The sequence below is a fragment of the Geobacter sp. 60473 genome (genome assembly GCF_036323535.1).
GTDB lineage: Bacteria > Desulfobacterota > Desulfuromonadia > Geobacterales > Geobacteraceae > Geobacter > Geobacter sulfurreducens.
Genome location: NZ_AP028967.1, coordinates 1359825 through 1378428 on the forward strand (window position 1 = coordinate 1359825; position 18604 = coordinate 1378428).

Sequence of the window (18604 nt, forward strand, 5' to 3'; positions counted from 1 at the left end):
GCAACAAAATGAGGCAAGGGAAAGAGCTGACGAGATTTGGTGAGTGTTGAATATTCAGTCACTACTTACAGATATGCTGCATGAAGACGGCTCATCAAAGTTGATGAGCCATCCCCGCAACATTCTTCAGGAGAGTTATAGCCTCGACGGCATCCTGATTCCCTTCAATTTGATATACCTTTTCAAGGGAAGACAGGACAGACGCGTGAAGTTTTTCCAGTTCATTGCGTTCCGCGGAAATATAGGGATCAAATGGTTCTTCAGGCAAAAAGGGCCCACTGTAAAGATCCTGGGCAGTTTCCAGATACTTTCTTGCCACGGAAATCTCGCCGCGGGCCAGCATTTTTATGCCCGAAGAGGCATGATATTTAAACTGGCTGGAATCGAGCGTAAAAACGGAGTAATCGAGCCGAATGGCCTCTCCCAGGCTTAAGACGGGATTAACGGTGCGAGGGCCGGAAAATGACTTGCGCAGCCTGCTGAGGGTAGTCTTGAAGTTCTTGGCGCCGGAAGAGAGATCACATCCGGGCCAAATCATTTCTATCAGTTTGTCCCTGTGCAGCCACTGATCATAAGAGATAAGGAGATAACAGAAAAGTATCCTCGCCTTCTGGCTTTCCCAGACGATACTTATCGGAGCCCCGTGGTAAGTGATGGAAAGACCGCCAAAGGAGTTGATATGTAAAGCAGGTCCCTCTTCTCCCCTCTCATCTGTCGTCGCTATTTTTCTATGTGCAACCATCACGATACGCCCTTACCTTAATTGTGATTAATTTACTTACTGAATACTACATCGTTACGGGAGTGTCAATACAAATATAGAACCTATCAGATTTACACAAAAAAGGGGGGCCCAAGCCCCCCCTTTTTTGTGTAAATCATCATCTCATTTGCTTATTGTTTTCAGGATTTCCCACCCTTTCAGGAGATCCAGCGCACGCATCACCTGATAATCGCTCTTCAGTTGCTCATCGACCTTGGATGCTGCCGAAGCGCCTTTATCCGTTCCTTTTTGTTTGTTGTCCGCTCCATCCTTCGACTCGGAATCGAAATGATTCTCCAGGTCTTTCTCGCGAATATGACCTTCCATCTTCTCTGTGGACTGGATTTCCGCGCGCTCCACAATGATGTCCGGCGTTATGCCCTTGGCTTGAATGGAACGACCGCTCGGCGTGAAATACCGCGCCGTGGTGAGCCGGAGACCGGACTCATCGGAGAGCGGGATAATTGTCTGGACCGAGCCTTTCCCGAAACTCTGGGTCCCCATGACAACGGCACGCTTATGATCCTGCAGCGCACCTGCGACGATTTCGGAAGCACTGGCGCTTCCGCTGTTGATCAGCACAACCATCGGGTAGTTGGGCTCGGTGCCGGACTTGCGGGCGGTAAACTGCATCCGCGACTCCTTCTCGCGGCCCTCCGTGTACACAATGAGTCCATCCTCGATAAAGTGATCGGCAACCTTGACAGCCTGATCAAGAAGTCCGCCCGGATCATTGCGGAGGTCGAGGATGAGCCCCCTCAAATCTCCACCATTCTCTTCTTTGAGCGCCTTGAGCGCCTTGACCAGGTCATCGTCCGTCTTTTCCTGGAACTGTGCGATTCTTACGTAGCCATACCCCTGATCCATTGATTTGAAACGCACGCTTTTGACTTGTATGGTGTCGCGAACGAGCGTGAACTCCTTCGGTTTGTCGAAACCTTCACGCATGATAGTAAGGGTTACTTTCGTCCCCTTGGGGCCGCGCATTCTCTTGACCGCATCCATGATGGTCATGTCCTTGGTAAAGCGGTCCTCGATCTTCAGTATCTGGTCCCCGGCCTTGATGCCTGCCCTGAAGGCGGGAGTGTCCTCGATGGGGGATATTACCGTGAGGAGCCCATCCTTGATCGTGATTTCGATACCCAGGCCGCCAAAAGAACCTTTCGTATCAATCTTCATCTCCTTGTACATGTCGGGAGGCATGAAGGAGCTGTGAGGATCAAGAGAGGCGAGCATGCCGTTGATGGCTCCATAGATGAGCTTTTTGGTGTCCACCTCTTCAACATAGCTTTTCTTGACGATCGCCAACACATCAGTGAAGAGCTCGATGGACTCGTAATCATTCCCCCCCTCGGCTGCACACCGCTTCTGAACGGCAACGGCACCGAGCACGGCAACAACACAAAGCGAGGCAAGCAACAGTGCGACGCGTTTACCTTTGATGATCTTGAACATTACTCCTCCCAGAGTTGAGAAACAGACTACCTGAACCATGGAGACGGATCAACAGGCCGTCCCTGATACCGAATTTCGAAGTACAACATCGGGCCGCGAGGTGAATCAACGTCACCGACACTGGCGACCACCTCATTGCGGGAAACCTGTGCGCCAACCCGTTTGGAGATACGTGACGCGTGGGCATAAAGGCTGAAAAAACCACCTCCATGATCAATAATGATCATATTGCCGTAACCTTTGAAATAGTCCGCAAAGAGGACCTTGCCCTCGTAGACCGACCTGATATCCGAACCAGCCGGTGCTGCAATGGAAATACCATTGCTGACCGTATAAGAGTTGAATTCGGGATGCTTATGCCTTCCGAATCTTCCAACAATATCACCGGAAGTCGGCAGGGATAGCCTCCCCCGCTGGGAGCCGAACCCTGAGTCAGGCAAAGGCGGGAGACCTGGTGGAAGCCCTTTCTTTTCGCGTGACTGAGTATAGCTTTTTCTACTCTGTGCTTCAAGTTTTTCCACCATGGACTGCAGCCTGCGAGCGTTAGCCTGGAGGTCCCTGATCGAGGCGAGATATTCCTTCTTGTCCTGCTTGACCTTGGTGAGATAGGCTGCTTTTTTGTCCTTTTCGGCCTCGATTTCACGCTTCTTGCTCGCTATCCCGGCCACGATCCGTTCTTTTCGCTGCACCTCATTTTCCAGTTTGCGCTTGAGGTTCGATAATTCAACAATCTTGTCCGAGTACTCGTTGAAAAGACGGCGATCGTTCCCGATGACAGCACTCATATAACGCAGGCTTTCAACCATTTGGGGAAACGATTCGGCGGAAAACACGACTCGAAGGTTGCCGATCTCGCCGGCTTTATACACCGAAACAAGCCGCTTCTGAATCTCCTGTTTCTTCCGCTCGGTTTCCCCCTTAACACGATCAATCTCATTGGTCGTGCTGGATAGATCCCGTTCGACGCCATGGAGTTCATTGTTCAATGACGCAAGCTGAGTCTGCTTCTCCTTCAGGCTTTGATCGATAACCAGCAATTCACCGGTGACCTGCTTTTCAACCTTTGCGGTCTTTCGTAGAAGGCGCTTTTTCTCGCTGATTTCCTTCTTCACACCCTTGAGTTGATCGTGCACATCAGCACCAAGCGCGACGGAAACGCAGATCGTCAGAAATACTATGGGGACCCAAAAACTTCGCATCATGACTGGTTGTCACTGAAACGCCTGAGCGAGGTGAGGCTGCCAAGAAGCCCGAGCACAATGCCGCCGATGAAAATACCGGCAATATGTGCCGGGGGCAGGAAAGAGAAACCGGTAAAGGTACCTGATATGGGGACAAAATTGGGTACGCCGTGCAAGAAGCCGAAGTAGGCGGCAACAAGAATGATAAGTGTGCAAATTGAACCGGCAGCGCCCTGAATCATCCCCTCAACGAGAAACGGCGCCTTGATAAAAAACCGCGTGGCACCAACCAGCTCCATAACCTCCAGTTCATCCTTCCGGGCGTAAATGGTAAGCCTGATGGTATTGGAAACGATAAACAGTACCGCCAGCACAAGGAACGCCCCCAAAAGCGCTCCGAGGAAACGGAGAAAATTCATAAAGGCATTGAACCGGCGGACCCACTCTTCCCCATATTGCACCTCGTTGATTCCGGGGACCTTTTTAAGCTGGGCAACGTAGTGTTCAATTGCACCTTCCTGGCGACTGGACCGCTTAAGGGCAATCTCCACCGAAGCAGGCAACACGTCAGCGGGTACGCCGTCCAGAAGGGTTTCCTGCCCCTTCAGCCTGGATCTGAACCGCTTCATCGCCTCGTTCTTATCTACGTAGGAAACGCGTGAAGTCCCTTCAATCGCTTTGATGCGATTCATGAGCTGGTTCAGCTCCTGGGGGGGCAACTCCTGGTCGAAATAGGCGGTCACCTGGATTTTGCCGCTCCACTCCTCGGCAGTCGACTCAAGGTTTACGAACACCAGCAGAAACAGTGAGACGATGAGCAGCGCCAGCGATATGGTGCCGATGGTCAGCACGTTCACCATGACATTCTGGCGAAGATTGAGGATCGCCCTGCCGAGAAAATAGCCGAGCCGACCTCCGGGAGCATCGCCGGAAAGGGTGGGCCGTTTAGAGTTCTTGTTTCGGGACATCGTTATCCTCCACCAGGCGGCCCTTCTCCAGGATGATCACCCGCTTGTGGCTGTTTTCGATCACGCGACGGTCATGAGTCGCAACCATGACGGTCGTACCACGAATGTTGGCCTCCCGGAAAATGGTCAGGATCTGCTCCTTGTTCTCATCATCAAGGTTTCCAGTCGGTTCGTCGGCCAGCAGAATCTTCGGATCGTTCACCAACGCCCGGGCAAGGGCAACTCTTTGCTGCTCGCCGCCCGACAGCCTGAGGGGGGTAGCGTTGATCTTGTGCTCCATCCCCATGAGCCTGAGAATATGGTGCACCTTCTTGCCGATATCCCGTTTCCCCCAGCCGAGAACCTCAAGGGTAATCGCTACGTTTTCCAGCACCGTCCGGTTGGGAAGAAGCTTGAAATCCTGGAAAACCACCCCGATGGAGCGCCTCAGCAAGGGGATCTGCGAACGGGTCATTCGCGTGACGTTCTGACCATCGACAATCACCTGTCCCTTGCTTGGACTGAGGGCTGCATAGACAAGTTTCAGGAGGGTCGACTTCCCCGCCCCTGACGGGCCGGTCACAAAAACAAAGTCCCCTTTGGGGACCTTGAGAGTTACGTCGTTAAGGGCAGCCATGTCGCGCTGGTATGACATGGATACATTGTGGAACTGGATCATTGTTTCCCTTCTTCCTGCCGGATGACACCCGTTTGTTATTGTCCGTATCCCCTGTCACCAGTCCTTGTATGGAGTTCCTTTTGAACTGACAAGGTCTGAGCCGCTGTGCACATCAGCTACGTTACCCTTGATCTCCTCGGCAGTATGGATTTCGCCGGTGGGTTCTATGGGCTTGACTGTAACCCATGTGTCGTTCTTCCCGGTAAAGGGATCATAGGGAATCGATTTGAGATACCGCTTTTCCGCCATCTCGTCAAGGGTATCGGGATACTTCCCCTGATCCGCATAGTACTGATCTATGGCACTGCGCATGGTGTAGAGGTTTTCCTGCAGGACAGCCTCGCGGGCCCTGATGAGCCCCCACCGGTAGTTGGGTACGGCAATGGCCGCGAGAATGCCGATGATGGTCACAACGATCATCAGTTCGATGAGGGTGAATCCCTTGCGGTTACGAAGACATTTCAGCATCCGCTTCTACCAGTCCTTGTATTTGCTTCCGTCGATGGCGATCCCGTCGCTCAAGGAATACACGTCGTAGAGGTCTTCCCCTCCCCAGATATCGCTTTCGGGGTCATCCACAGAAGAGCGCATCCCCCACGTGGGTGGCTCCCCTGCCTCGGGAGAATGAAACGGGTCAACGGGAATCCGGCGAAGGTACTTTTTCTTGTAGGCATAGAGGCCGCCGAAATCCTCTCCCTCAATCAGTTTTTCAAATGACTCGGGATAACCGGACCTGTTGGCAACATCTAAAATTTTCTTGTCCTTGATTGCCTTGTCGTAATCCTTCTTGTAGTCGTCGATGGCGGTGCGTATTACCCTCAAATTTCGTCTCAGTTCAATCTCCTTGGTGCGCTTGGCCGCCATCTGGGTGAATGGGACAACGGCCATGGCCAGGATTCCGAGAATGGCCACGGTAAAAACGAGTTCAATGAGGCTCAGGCCCCGGCTACCTCCCCGGAACCGCCTGCCGATGCGCACAGTCAGGGCCGGCATGCTACTTGACTTCAACCACCGTATTGTAAGGGATAATGTCCAGAGGCCTGTTCGCCTGGTCAGCGAACTTCACATTCTGAAGTCCGAGGCTGGCCGGTCCCTTGTTTTTTGCCGTAAAGGTAGCAGTCAGGAGCGTTCCCGAACCGTCGACCCCCTCACCGGCGGCACTGCGATCCATCGTGACGACCACCCGACCTGCCGCCTTGTCAGCAAGTGCGTTGAAGGTCGTCGGCTTGCCGTCCCGGTTTAGGAAGTTCCCTTCAGCCGCCCCGACATACTCGATGAAAATGGGGTCATAGAGCAGAATGAACGGTGCCTTGGCAAGACCTTTGACATCCGACACCTTGACCTCCACCTTGAACTGACCGCCGAGATCGACACCGGCCGGCGCTGCGATATTGAGGCTTCCACGCATGGCGGGCTGAACCGGTGCCGCGACAGCCTGGGCTCCGGCGGCAGTTGAAGCGGCCACCGGGGTCGCCGGGGGCCCTGCCGGTTGGCCACCGGCGGCTGGGGCGGCAGCCGGAGCCGCCGGCTGTCCGGCGGGTGCCGCCGGGCCAGGCTTGGCCGCCGGTGCCGCGGGCGCCCCTTTGGCGGCCGGCGTGGCAGCCGGTTGGACGGCGAACTCCGGCTCCAGTTCGAAGGAAGAAAAGGGTTTTACGGCTGTCGGGTCATCTTCCTTGCCCGACCAGAAGGCCGCCACATCCGCCTCGGGAACGGATACCGCCCGGACAATGCGCGGCGTAATGGCAAGCACCAGCTCACTCTTATCATACCTGTCATTGTTGCTGGACAGTAGACTGCCGATGAGGGGAATGTCTCCTAGGAGCCATATCTTCTGCTTGCTCTTGCTCTTCGAGTCCTCGATGAGGCCGCCGATGATGCTGGTTTCCCCGTCTTTCAAGTTGAGAACCGTATCCACGTTGCGGGTGCCGATGGTCACGACCGAACTAATGGCATCGCCGCTGCCGACTGTTTTCTCGCCGATAATGGAACTGACCTCGACTCCAAGCTTTATGGTGACCTCGTTGTTCAACTGAATCACCGGCTCCGCATTGAGCTTGACCCCCACGTCCACGTACTGGACGTTCACGGTAACCCCGCCGACGGAACCGGTACTGGACGTAGTGGTGATAGGCACCCTCGTACCCACGGTAAACTTGGACTTTTCCCGGTTCTTGACGCGAATCTTGGGATTGGACAGGACCTCGGCATTGGACAATTGTTTGCTGAAATTGTACGTGGCGCTGGGAACGGTCAGAAACCCCTGATAACCGTTCCAGTTGAAGAGGTTGAGGAGATTCTTCACCTGCGTAGTGGTCACCGTGGTCGTATCGTTCGACGTTGTGGTTACCTTCGGGTCAAAGGTGTCTGAAAAGAAATCGCCCCCTGAACCGGGTGTACGGGCATTGAGTGATACGGCATACCGACTCAGTCCCAGGCCGAACAACTCAGAATTGTTTTTCGAAACCTGAATAACCTCCACCTCCAGCAACACTTCGGCATCGGGCACATCGTTGGCTTCGAGAATCTTCCCCGCCACATCGATCAGTTCCGGGTTGTCCCTGATGACGAGGGCATTCAGTTCCTCGTTCACATAGATCTTCTTGACCTGAAGCATCGTACGCAGAAGATTGACGGCCTTCTTGGCATCAAGGCTGTTCAGATAGAAGGTCTTCACCATCAGATCTTCATACTGTTTGGCCTTTTCCGGCGTTTTGGGAAAAATGAGGATAGTGCTCTCATTGAGGACTTTGCGCCCCAGCTTGTTCATACTCGTAAGAAGATCAAGAGCCTGATTGAATGATGCATTTTCAAGCAAGATTGTGACGTTTTGCTCCTTGACTCCCTCATCAAAGATGAAATTGATTCCGGAAAGCTGGGACAGGATATAGAAGACGTCCTTGAGCTTTGCTTCCTTGAACTTGAGGGTTATCGGCTTTGTCGATTTGAGGTTAAGTTCAAAGCCTTCCAGCTTGGTCCGTCTGGTCTGGAGCAGCTTTTCAAGTGCTTCTTTTATTTCCTTGTTCTCGGGGTTGAGGTCCAGAGCCTTGCGATAAGCCTGAAGGGCTTCACGGGGCTTGTTCGATTTTTCAAACTCGAGTCCTTCGCGATAGTAAGTCAGTGAATTACGCACCCGGATCAACTCGTCGCTGCGCTGCTTTGCCCGCGCCAAGGCAGGGTTGAGCGAAACTGCTGACTGATATTCCCGCAGGGCTTCGTCTAGCAGCTGCTGCTCGTAGGCCGTATCCCCCTTTTTGAGGTGCTCGAACGCGGCTTTTTCGCTCGCCTTGAGGAGTCTCATGCGGTACTCGGTCTGTTGAGGATTGGTTGAAGCAGCCTCGGCAAACTTCATGACCGCCTCGTCAAGCTTCCCTTCCTCTTCAAGCTTTTCAGCCTTGTTGAACGCGGTCAGGCCGGCAGTGCACCCGGCGAGGAAAGTCAGTACTACCGCGGCAAGGGCCATGTTCGCTATGGTTCTCATGGGACTGCTCCTCGAGTTATCGTTGCGTTCAGCGAATCTGCCCGCTCAGCGGGCGATTTTCAACAAGCGGGATGACGATCTCGCTGCCGTCGGTGGTCGAGCGGATCGACAACGCCTCATCCGTTATGTTGACAGCCTCATAGATCCCGGCGATCTTGTCGCCCTGGCGTACGAGGATGATCTCTTTGTCCTTGGCCAGAAAAATGGTCTTCCGGTTCTCTTTTTTGAGAAAGCCCAGGAAGGTAAAACGCGCCATGTCACGGACTACCGGTGGGGGTTGGGGAGTCGCCACGGGCGGAGCCGGAGGCGGCACCGGTCGTGGCGGCACTGGTGGCGGTATGAGTCTCGGCAGAACCGGTGGTGCGGGCGGCACCTTTGTTTCGTCGTGGAAAATGGGCCGGAAGATATTCCGGCGAAAACCGGCAAAACGCCCCTTGCCGCATTCCAAAAGATCAAGCCTTACCCGCGTCTCATCTACCGCAGGCTTGGCAGGTGCCGTCTTCTTGTCGCGGGCCGGGGCCTTGGTCGCCGGAGCTGACGAAGTAACGGTTTGCTGGCGGGGCGACCTGACGTAGCTGTAAATCAGGGACAGACCCAGCACGACCAGGAGAATAGCCAGTATGAGCCGTTGACGGTTCATCACTCCTCCGTCCGGAGGTAGGCAGTAAGCTGAACTTTCAGTGCAACCGCCTCCTCCACGGCACTGCCGCTGTTGAGGGAAAGAGATTCAACCACAAGCATTGACCTGTGACACTGGAGATCGGAGAGGAAGCTCTTGATACCGGCGTAGGTTCCGCCAAGAGAGAGCACCACATCATATACCACCAGTTTTTGATCCGGCACCTGCTTCGGCTTGTATGTGACGCCCTTGACCGTGAGTCCGTTGTCAGCAGCGGTTTCAAAAACTTCCATCATGAGGGCGGTGAACCCCCGCTTGGGGGTAAGGCGCTCGCGGTACGCCTTGAGATCTTCCGTCCCTTGCCGGTAGATGGAGGACACATCATGTCTGGCACCCGTATTGAGCGACCTCTTTGATGTCCACTCATCCCTCAGCTCTGCAATGCGCGGCTCTTGATACGCGCCTTTGAACACCGTCAGGATGATATTCACCGTTGCCAAGACAAGAAGGACGACCACAGTCCGCTTCCTGGACGTGATAAGTTGTATGAGTTGCTGCTTCGTCATGTAAAGTCGACCTTGCAGGTGACGGTAAAGGAAATACCTTTCTGCTTTTCTCCGACACTCAGCTGTCCCTGATTCAACAGGAGAACATCGGTAAAGTGGGTTGACGACTCCAGGCTCTCCATCAGCGATCTGAGTGCGCCGAACGAGCGGGCACCACCGGAAAGCTTGAGGGTCCCGTCCTTCAGGCTGGGATCTATGGCCCCGAGTGCAACCCCCTCGGGCACTACCTCCTCAAGACGGTTCAGAAGAAGCAACCAGTCAAAGGCCTTCTTGCCGATTACGGCGTTGGCTTCGGCAATCTTCTTGAGCAGATCCCGATACTGCTTTTCGGTAATTCCCTTGGCAGACTCATCAAAACGGGCCTGCAAAATCCCCATGTCCTTCTTGAGCGCGCGCTCCGTGGAAACATTCGCCACAAGCGATGCGATGTTGTACGCCAGCAGAAGAAGAAGCACCAGGATCACTGCGGCAATCCCCGTGTTCACCTTCCTCGTGTTATAGAAATAGCGGGTGGCAAGGTTGATCCGGATATCCATCAGAGATTCCTCGTGGCCGCACCAATGGCTGCCGCCAAGTCATGAAGCAACGCTGGGTCGGTCGCAGTCGACACGTTACTGCCCAGGAACGTCTGCGGATTGGACATGACCGGGTCAATGCCGCTCGCCTCCGCAACAATGCCGGCAAAGGACTCACCCCCTTCCGGAGAAGCCAGACAGAACACGCTCTTGACCTCACGGCCGGGGTTTTTGTCACGGTACACAAGAAGTGAACTATTGATCTCCATGAAAATCCGGTTCGGATCAACGACTTCTCTGCCCATCTCTTTGGCGCGATAGAAATCGATAACTCCATCGGTTAGAGCGAGCATGCTCAGCACACCCCCGTGGAAGGCCACAAAGAGCGAGGTATCATCAGGCGGAACATGCTTGGCCGCCATGCGGTAGAGGTTAAACGTGTTGAAATCGATCCGGTTAGGTTGAATTCCCGCCTCTAGGAGCAAGTCCTCGTACTGGGTCACGACCTGTCGCGCCACAACGGCAATCAGCACCGAAAGGCTGCCATTATCACGCTCACGCAGGGTCTGGTAGTCCAGATGCATATCCCCTGCATCAAATGGCAGGCTCTTCTTGAGCTTCCAGCGGATCATGTCGCGCCCCTCTTCCCTGCTTTTGAAGCGCGTGTCGAAATCCATGATCAGTACACGGCCAACTGCGTCGGGTAGCGTTACCGATACGAGGTTCGTCCGGACGAGCAGCTTGCAATACTCCTCGCGCACCGTGCCAACAAAGACCTTTGGATCGCTGACGTTGGGCTCGCGATGGAGAATCCTCACTACCCCCGGTGCAAAGGTGGCACCGCCATGCGTCACGAGACGCGGCGCGCCCTTGCCGCCACTCAGCACGGCGAAGCGGACCCCGTGCTGCGACACTTCCATACCTATGGCGTTCTGGGCGAAAAACATGCTTACTCCACGAAGGTGACCCGGTTGATTTCACGCAATGTCGTTTCCCCTGCAAAGACCTTTTCAATGGCCGATTCGCGCAGGAATACCGTGCCGGACTCACGGGCGGCCGCCTTGAGTTGGGCTGCAGGAGCCTTTGCCATGATCAGCTCCCGCATCTGGTCATTCAGATCAAGCAGTTCAATGATGGCTGATCGTCCGCGATATCCCGTCCCATTGCACTCCTCGCAGCCACGACTTTCATAGAACGTTACGTCGCGACACTCCTCCGGGTCAAGTCCCGATTCGATAAGGACCGTGTCTGAATGCTCCATCGGGTATTTGCAGTGCGGACACGCCTTGCGTACCAGACGCTGGGCCATGACGCAGTTGAGACACGAAACGAAGTTGTAGGGATCGATCCCCATGTGGATGAAGCGGCCAAGTACGTCAAAAGCGTTGTTCGCGTGGACCGTCGTAAAGACCAGGTGCCCGGTGAGGGCCGATTGGACGGCGATTTGTGCCGTTTCAGGGTCCCGGATCTCGCCGACCATGATCTTGTCCGGGTCGTGCCGAAGAATCGACCGGAGACCACGGGCAAAGGTGAGGCCCTTTTTCTCGTTCACCGGGATCTGGACGATACCGCGCAACACGTATTCGACCGGATCTTCAATGGTGATAATCTTCTCTTCGCCCGTATGAATCTCGGTGAGAGCGGCGTAGAGGGTAGTCGTCTTGCCCGAACCGGTCGGCCCCGTTACGAGTACCATGCCGTAAGGCTCACGAATTTTCCTTCTCAGACGCTTCATTTCCCGCGGATGCATGCCGAGCGTCTCAAGCGTAAGCCCCTTCAGGTCGGAAGCGATGCTCTCCTTGTCAAGGATACGGATAACCGCGTCCTCTCCAAAGGCGCTCGGCATGATCGATACGCGGAAATCAATGGCCTTGTCATTGAGCCTGACCTTGAAGCGACCGTCCTGTGGGATGCGGCGCTCGGAAATGTCGAGCTCACTCATGACCTTGAGGCGGGAAATGATAGGAGCCTGAAAGTGAATATCGAGGGGTTCGGTGGCCCGGTATAAGACCCCGTCGATCCGGTATTTGATGATTACCCCTTCCAGGGCGGTTTCGATGTGAATATCGCTTGCCCGACGGGTCAGCGCGTCCATGACGGTGGAGTTGACGAGCTTGATGATGGGGCTCGTGTCGGCCGAGATCTTCTCCATGGAGAGAATCTCTTCGCCTTTTTCATTCTCCTTGACCAGTTGCAGCATGAAGTCCTCGGAAACTTCCTTGAGGACCCTACTGGTGGCCTCCCCTTTCTTGAGGATGGTGGCAATAGCCGTTTCCGTGGCCAGTTTGACGATGAAAGGCCGGTCCAGCAGAAGCTCCAGCTCGTCCAGCTTCAGAACATCTGTCGGATCGGCAATAAGAACGACCAGGGTCCCGTCTTCTTCTTCCAACGGGACGAACTGGTAGCGATAGATCGCATCCGGTGGCAGTGATGCCAGGAGCGATTCATTGAGCCGCACGCCGCGGGCATCAACATAGTCGAGGCCGAACTGCTCGGCAAGAGCCCGTGCCAGGTTCTCCTCGGTAATGAGCCCGTCCCCGACGCAGACCTCACCGAAACGCTTTGTGGACGCATTTCTTTTCTCGACCAGATAGGGAATCTGATCAGGATTGAGGCTTCCCTGTTGAACAAGGATCTGGCCGATAGTTTTTCGTTTAAAAGAGTGCTTTTCCATTGCTTCGTTCCAAGTCGGGCCGGTGAATGGGCTGAGCCGCGACAATCATCCTACAGTGCCGGCGATTTTGAACACCGGCAGGTACATGGTTACGATAATAACGCCGACCACCAGACCCATGACGATCATGATCGCGGGTTCAATGGCAGTTGTCAGCAGGTGGAGGCGGGCATCGATTTCCCCCTCGAAGTATTCGGCAATATCACTCAGCATCTCTTCAAGAGAACCGGTCGACTCTCCAACGCCGAGCATCCGGAGCGCGAGAGACGGCATGATCCTCGCCGACTCGATGGCACCCGACAGACTCATTCCCTCCTCAATCTTGACCACGGCTTCGAGCATCCGCCTTTCGAGAACGCGATTATTCAACGTGCCCACCGACATCTTGAGCGATTCGACAATAGGTATGCCGCTACCGATGACTGTTGCCAACGTCCGAGTAAACGAGGTGACGGCAAATTTGGAAAAGACATCACCGAAAAAGGGGATTCGTATCTTTATATCATCAACCCGATACCGGCCGCTCTCGGTAGCGGCCCATCGCCTGAAAAAGAAAACAGCGCCGACAACTGCCGCAATAATCAGGGGGAAAAGCTGCTTCAGGGATGTGGAAAACGCTATGAGCATCCTGGTAGGGAGTGGAAGTTGGGAACCGGCATCCGCATAAACCTGGCTGAAGGTCGGAACCACGTAGACCAGGAGAAACGTAATTGCCAATGTCGCCACGGTAACAAGGATTGCTGGATAGACCAGTGCGGAAATGAAGCGTTTACGGACTTCTTCCACACGTTTGAGAAACGCGATGTACCGCCGGATGGTGAGCGGCAAGTCCCCGGTCCGCTCGCCTGCCCGCACCGAGGCTACGTAGAGATGGGGAAAGACCTTGGAGTGCTTATCCAGAGCATCAGAGAGAGCCATCCCGCCTTTGACGTCCTCGCGAACAACCGCCAGCACGTCAAAGAGGGTTCCCCGCTCAACCCGCTCCAGTACCGTGTCAAGAGCCTGGATAATCGGCAAGCCGGCCTTGATCAGAACGAGAAGTTCCTGGTTGAGGGTAAGGAGGGCCTTGTTGTCTACCTTGCGCCGCCCTCCCCCTTTGTTCCAGAGAAACTGCAGGGGCTTTTTTTTTATCTCGAAAACAAAAAAACCCTGCTCTTCCAAACTGGTGCGAAGCATTTCAGGGTTTGCGGCTTCCAGTTCCCTGGTGATGATTCGCCCCTCGGAGGAGCCGAGCTTACAGTGGTATAGAGCCATTAGATTTTCTTAGCACAAAATGGGTAAAATTAAAAATAAAAACAAGCAGAAACAGAGCCGCGACGTCGTTGCAACACACTTATCACAGCATCATAATCAACGCTATCGGTCATGGCAGGAAAAACAGAGATCCTCCATAGGGATGCGAAGATGGTACGCCATCTGGTGAGGGTTTTCCGGGGCAACCACATGCATGTCGTGGCATGTGATGGCACAGGCAATCAAACCGTTTCCATCGAGCGGCAGTCCCTTGCGATTCATTTCCGGTTTTTTGCCGACACCATGGCCGAAATCAATACCGTGACACTGGAGACATACCTTATTAACATCAGATTTTAACTGGCTTTTCTCATCAACAGAAAAACGGTCGGATCTCAAATCCCGTTCCGTGGCAATGTGACATGAAAGGCAAGCCCCCTGTGCATCGTGCGGCGATACTCGTTCTACCGCCGAGACGGACTGCGCGTTTAGTATTCCCCACAGCGACGCAGCCACAAGCGCAGTGAAAAATAATGGTTTCCGGCTGCCCGGCGCATATAAGGTCATGGCTCAGTATACCCTCGGATTGTGGTCCACACCGTGACAGGAAAGATAGCACTCTCCCCTGAACGTGGATATCCCCTTTTCGACAAACTTGAGCTGGCCCTGCGAATTAGGAGAAACCACTGACCTGTTAAACCGGATCAGGTATTTGTACTCGACGCTGCCGTGGGAATTGTGACAGGTATAGCAGGAGGTGCCGTTCGAGCCGGCTATGCCGCCGGTACCCTGAATATGCCTTGCATGATATTTGAAGCTTTCATTACCGAGAATGCTGCTGCGATCATGGCACCGGTAACAGAGGGCATAGGCATGAGGGCTTTCCGGTTGGTTGTCGCGTGTCGAGTAGTTCTCGACGAGGATGTGCTCGTTGAGCGAGCCATGAGGTCCCCGGGGACCGGAAGAAGACTCGCTGCCGTGGCAGTCGCCGCAGGAAATGGTCGAGACATCACCCGGACTTTCCTTCCTTTCTTTATACGGACGAATGAGACTGACAACCGCCGTGTTCTTCCCCTCGGCCTCGATCGGATGAAACGACGGGTTGGTGGAGGCAAACTCGGCCCTCTTATTGCCGAAGCGACCGGGAAGGTTAGCGCTTTCGGCGTGGCACCGGTAGCAAAGCTCGAATTCCGTCGTAACGGTCGAAACCAGGTTACCGACCCTGCGCCCTTTAATGCCCGCAAATTTATTTGTAGAAGAAACATGATGGGGATTGTGACAGTCCACGCAGTCGGCGTGGCGGGGCATGCGGGGATCCCTCTCCGGCAGGGTCTCCCCCCCCCGGTGGATGCCGCGGGAATCAAACGTGGGATGACGGAAAGGCTTGCGGAATTCTTCCTCAATGTTTTTCATATCGGCTTCACGGGGAGCGAAACCTCGGGGCATGCCGGCATACTGGCGTGTCAGCCGGGAAGGATCACCATGACAGACAATGCAGGTTTCGGGGCCGCCGCCGTCCTTGAAATTGAACTTGAGGTGACAGGTTGAACATCCCCGGGGCACTTTACTCCGATCAAGATGGACTCCCCCCGTGTAGTCAGCCGCGACGGCCGGCATGATCGAGAACAGCACCAGGCAAAGAAGAGCTGCGACTACCGGCATTGCATCTCCTAAGGATTTGGCGTCTTGAAGCTGTGGCATGCGTAACAGACTTCATCATGAACGGTATCGGCGTTCACGGTAGAAAGGCCCCGTCCGTCATAGGCCCAGAACGGTGTCAGCGGAGGGGTATTCGTGTCGTGATACTGACTCTGGTGGGGATCATGACAGGTGGTGCACTGCATCCGCTTTTCCTTGTCAAGCCGGACGAATTGCCTGGCCTTGTTGGTGCCGGGCGCGCCCGGACTTTCCTGGGACGGCGCGTCGGCCGGCAGCCAGTAATCGGATACCGGACCTTCCAGAGTCTTGAGGCGTGCAACCACTTCTGCGGTGTACTTGAACGAAACCGGATGATGGGAATTGGTTATCTTGGCACGATCAAAGACATGGTCGCCGGTCATCTTCGTGAACATGCTGCCGTTGACCTCGATGGGCACCCCTGAAAGCACGGCTCCAAGAGCCGTGACCCCGTCATGACAACTGAGGCAAAGCCGGGACGAGCCGTTGGGCTCCGCCTTATAATCGCTGGCCGTGCGGGCGGTTGCATCCAGGTGAAGAGACAGGCTGCTTGATGAATAGTGCCCGAAACTCTGAGTAGTGTCGCTACGGTTCCAGAGCGTTGTCTGCGGACGTGCGTTATGGGGCGTGTGACAAAAAATACAGATCTGCTTGGCACGCATATCGGTTGAATTCGTGGCCTTGAAGTTCACATTGGTGTTGGAATACGAAAGGTTATGCTTGTTTCCGCCACCGGGATCGGTGAATTTCGGCCCAGGGGCTCCATAATTCGGGCGGACGCTGCCCATGACGAGCGCCGTCACGCCAATGACCAAAAAGATCCTCGTCATCATCGGTTTTCCTCTTTCAGGTATTCGAACACCTGGACCCGCCGGTTGTACGAATCAGAGATGAAAATCCGGTCGTTTCGATCGATATGGATGCCGCTCGGCATATAAAACTCTCCGCTTTTTTTACCGGGCTTGCCGACGAAAAGGAGCAACTGCCCCTCCTGATTGAAAATTTGAAAGTTGTCAAACGCGGCATCGATCACATACACATTGAGATCACTGTCGACCGCGACGCCACGGGGTCTCGCGAAAGAACCGGGAGCATCTCCTATTTCACCGATACTTCGGAGGTAACGACCGGCTTCATCATAAATCTTGACCGTAAAATTCAGGGCATCGGTAACATAGACTTTATCGTCCTTATCAACGGCCACATGGGAGGGCAGGTTCAATTTCCCTCCGCTATCGTCGGCGGGGAATTCTCCCAGGAAACGCTCATTTTTGTCAAAAACTTTCAATTTGTGTGCCAAAACATCAACCACAAACAGAACGCCTTTACTGTTCACGGCCAAACCGGCCGGCCTCCTGAAGTCGACCTGGCCATCGGCCAGTACGTGCAAGAACTCACCCCGACGGGAAAATACGTACACCTTGGCATTGACCGAATCGCTGACGTACACTTCTCCCGAAGGTGAAAGAGCGAGACCGACCGGGCTTGAGAGGAACTCCTCCCCTGCCTGAACAATATAGGAAATCTTTTGTCGCGCCAGGTCGATGCGATGAACAACACCGGACGAGGAATCGGAGACGAACAAAAGGGCCCCGCCATCCGAGACAACCCCGTAGGGGGTCACAAAGGGGACAGGCTGGAACTGCTCACCGGTGACGAACTCCAGAAAGCGGGCAAGCGCCCCCGGCTCAGCCTTGATCTGTTCCGGTCCGGCAATTTCGCGGAGAAATCGTATCCGGGCCGGATGAGGAGCAGGAGGCCATGTCATATCCACCGATGGGTCCCGCAAGGAGGCGACGGACAAGGCTGACGGCCCGCCGCAACCCATGATCGGCAAGAGTGACGATAGCGCGAGCAACAGGAGGATAATTGACGTGCAGCGGCTTCGTCTCATGCCATCATCATCCCTGCCACCCATAACGCGAAGAGGAGCACTACGCTCCCCCCCCAGATACTCGCAGCCCTGCGATCGAACACGCCCTCCGCGGGAAAGGCTCGCATAATGAACCCTATCATGGAACCGATCCATCCCCACAATCCGAACTGAGCGGCAAACGCCCATGTTACGTCGAGCATATCGTCCTCCTAGCGGAACAACGCCCCGAAAAAAGAGCCGAGCTTGAGTTTCCACACCATGAACACGGCTTCACGTACAATTTTCTTGGACATCTTGGAACTGCCCGAGCGCCGGTCGATGAAGATGATAGGGATTTCTTTAACCTGAAAACCCTTTTCCACGCACCGATAGTTCATCTCTATCTGAAACGAGTAACCATCAGAGCGAATAGTGCTCATATCGATCGATTCAATCACCCTACGGTGAAAACATTTGAAGCCGCTTGTGCAATCCATGATGCGCAAGCCGGTGACCAATCTCGTGTACCAGTTGGCGAAATAACTCAGCATGAGCCGGCGGATGGGCCAGTTGACCACGCTGATGCCATTCAAGTATCGAGAGCCGATGACCAGGTCACACCCCTCCATGGCCTCCAGGAACCGTGGCAGTGTTGCCGGGTCATGAGAATAATCGGCATCCATTTCTACGATGAAATCGGCACCCATGGCAAGCGCAGCGGCGAAGCCCTGGCGATACGCCGAGCCAAGGCCCATCTTGCCGGGACGGTGCAGCACATGAACCCGTCCCATCCCCTCGGACAACCGGTCCACAATCTCTCCAGTGCCATCCGGTGAGTTGTCGTCCACGACCAGTACGTGAATGTCTTTGTCCTGCGCCAGCACGTCGTTGATCAGTCGCTCGATCGTATCACGCTCATTGTACGTCGGAATGACGACAACGGTTCTCAAGTTGTGCCTCCA

General features: G+C 54.6%; 20 protein-coding genes. All 20 read right to left on the reverse strand.

Features of this window, described 5'->3' with window-relative positions:
- Window positions 1-94 precede the first annotated feature (94 nt).
- The 20 genes from AABA48_RS06185 to AABA48_RS06280 all read right to left on the reverse strand — a co-directional run bounded on the left by AABA48_RS06185 (window position 95) and on the right by AABA48_RS06280 (window position 18592).
- Window positions 95-742 (reverse strand): AfsR/SARP family transcriptional regulator, encoded by a 648-nt coding sequence (locus tag AABA48_RS06185; protein ID WP_324310638.1) that lies wholly within the window; start codon window positions 740-742, stop codon window positions 95-97.
- A 144-nt stretch (window positions 743-886) separates the two neighbouring features.
- Entirely contained in the window at window positions 887-2218 is a 1332-nt protein-coding gene (locus AABA48_RS06190) for a S41 family peptidase (protein ID WP_338271216.1), read from the reverse strand.
- 26 nt (window positions 2219-2244) lie between these two features.
- Complete coding sequence (locus tag AABA48_RS06195) at window positions 2245-3420, reverse strand: murein hydrolase activator EnvC family protein (protein WP_416373117.1); 1176 nt, start codon at window positions 3418-3420, stop codon at window positions 2245-2247.
- The gene (ftsX, locus tag AABA48_RS06200) at window positions 3417-4367 is read right to left on the reverse strand and encodes a permease-like cell division protein FtsX (RefSeq protein WP_286349619.1); all 951 of its coding nucleotides are present in this window, start codon (window positions 4365-4367) and stop codon (window positions 3417-3419) included. The genes AABA48_RS06195 and ftsX overlap by 4 nt, the downstream gene beginning before the upstream one ends.
- A complete protein-coding gene (gene ftsE / locus AABA48_RS06205) occupies window positions 4345-5025 on the reverse strand; it encodes a cell division ATP-binding protein FtsE (RefSeq protein ID WP_338271218.1) in 681 nt (226 codons plus the stop codon). The genes ftsX and ftsE overlap by 23 nt, the downstream gene beginning before the upstream one ends.
- 54 nt (window positions 5026-5079) lie before the next feature.
- On the reverse strand, window positions 5080-5493 hold the full coding sequence (locus tag AABA48_RS06210; protein ID WP_286349617.1) for a type IV pilin protein: 414 nt from the start codon (window positions 5491-5493) through the stop codon (window positions 5080-5082).
- Window positions 5494-5499: 6 nt separating this feature from the next.
- The gene (locus AABA48_RS06215; protein ID WP_286349616.1) at window positions 5500-6018 is read right to left on the reverse strand and encodes a type II secretion system protein; all 519 of its coding nucleotides are present in this window, start codon (window positions 6016-6018) and stop codon (window positions 5500-5502) included.
- 1 nt (window position 6019) lies between these two features.
- A complete protein-coding gene (locus tag AABA48_RS06220) occupies window positions 6020-8503 on the reverse strand; it encodes a tetratricopeptide repeat protein (RefSeq protein WP_286349615.1) in 2484 nt (827 codons plus the stop codon).
- A 28-nt stretch (window positions 8504-8531) separates the two neighbouring features.
- A complete protein-coding gene (locus AABA48_RS06225; protein WP_286349614.1) occupies window positions 8532-9143 on the reverse strand; it encodes a type II secretion system protein PulP in 612 nt (203 codons plus the stop codon).
- Window positions 9143-9688, reverse strand: a complete 546-nt coding sequence (gene pilO, locus AABA48_RS06230) for a type 4a pilus biogenesis protein PilO (protein WP_324310156.1) — start codon at window positions 9686-9688, stop codon at window positions 9143-9145. Before pilO ends, AABA48_RS06225 begins: the two co-directional genes overlap by 1 nt.
- The gene (locus AABA48_RS06235) at window positions 9685-10224 is read right to left on the reverse strand and encodes a PilN domain-containing protein (RefSeq protein WP_286349612.1); all 540 of its coding nucleotides are present in this window, start codon (window positions 10222-10224) and stop codon (window positions 9685-9687) included. The genes pilO and AABA48_RS06235 overlap by 4 nt, the downstream gene beginning before the upstream one ends.
- The gene (pilM, locus tag AABA48_RS06240; protein ID WP_338271219.1) at window positions 10224-11150 is read right to left on the reverse strand and encodes a type IV pilus biogenesis protein PilM; all 927 of its coding nucleotides are present in this window, start codon (window positions 11148-11150) and stop codon (window positions 10224-10226) included. Before pilM ends, AABA48_RS06235 begins: the two co-directional genes overlap by 1 nt.
- A 2-nt stretch (window positions 11151-11152) precedes the next feature.
- The gene (locus AABA48_RS06245) at window positions 11153-12877 is read right to left on the reverse strand and encodes a GspE/PulE family protein (RefSeq protein ID WP_286349610.1); all 1725 of its coding nucleotides are present in this window, start codon (window positions 12875-12877) and stop codon (window positions 11153-11155) included.
- A gap of 45 nt (window positions 12878-12922) precedes the next feature.
- Window positions 12923-14131, reverse strand: coding sequence for a type II secretion system F family protein (locus AABA48_RS06250; RefSeq protein WP_286349609.1), 1209 nt, complete (start codon window positions 14129-14131; stop codon window positions 12923-12925).
- 102 nt (window positions 14132-14233) lie between these two features.
- Entirely contained in the window at window positions 14234-14677 is a 444-nt protein-coding gene (locus AABA48_RS06255) for a cytochrome c3 family protein (protein WP_286349608.1), read from the reverse strand.
- Window positions 14678-14680: 3 nt separating this feature from the next.
- Window positions 14681-15772, reverse strand: coding sequence for a cytochrome c3 family protein (locus tag AABA48_RS06260; RefSeq protein ID WP_286349607.1), 1092 nt, complete (start codon window positions 15770-15772; stop codon window positions 14681-14683).
- 8 nt (window positions 15773-15780) lie between these two features.
- The gene (locus tag AABA48_RS06265) at window positions 15781-16620 is read right to left on the reverse strand and encodes a cytochrome C (protein WP_286349606.1); all 840 of its coding nucleotides are present in this window, start codon (window positions 16618-16620) and stop codon (window positions 15781-15783) included.
- The gene (locus AABA48_RS06270; RefSeq protein ID WP_286349605.1) at window positions 16617-17681 is read right to left on the reverse strand and encodes a 6-bladed beta-propeller; all 1065 of its coding nucleotides are present in this window, start codon (window positions 17679-17681) and stop codon (window positions 16617-16619) included. Before AABA48_RS06270 ends, AABA48_RS06265 begins: the two co-directional genes overlap by 4 nt.
- On the reverse strand, window positions 17678-17863 hold the full coding sequence (locus AABA48_RS06275) for a hypothetical protein (protein ID WP_286349604.1): 186 nt from the start codon (window positions 17861-17863) through the stop codon (window positions 17678-17680). The genes AABA48_RS06270 and AABA48_RS06275 overlap by 4 nt, the downstream gene beginning before the upstream one ends.
- A gap of 9 nt (window positions 17864-17872) precedes the next feature.
- On the reverse strand, window positions 17873-18592 hold the full coding sequence (locus AABA48_RS06280) for a polyprenol monophosphomannose synthase (RefSeq protein ID WP_286349603.1): 720 nt from the start codon (window positions 18590-18592) through the stop codon (window positions 17873-17875).
- Window positions 18593-18604 lie beyond the last annotated feature (12 nt).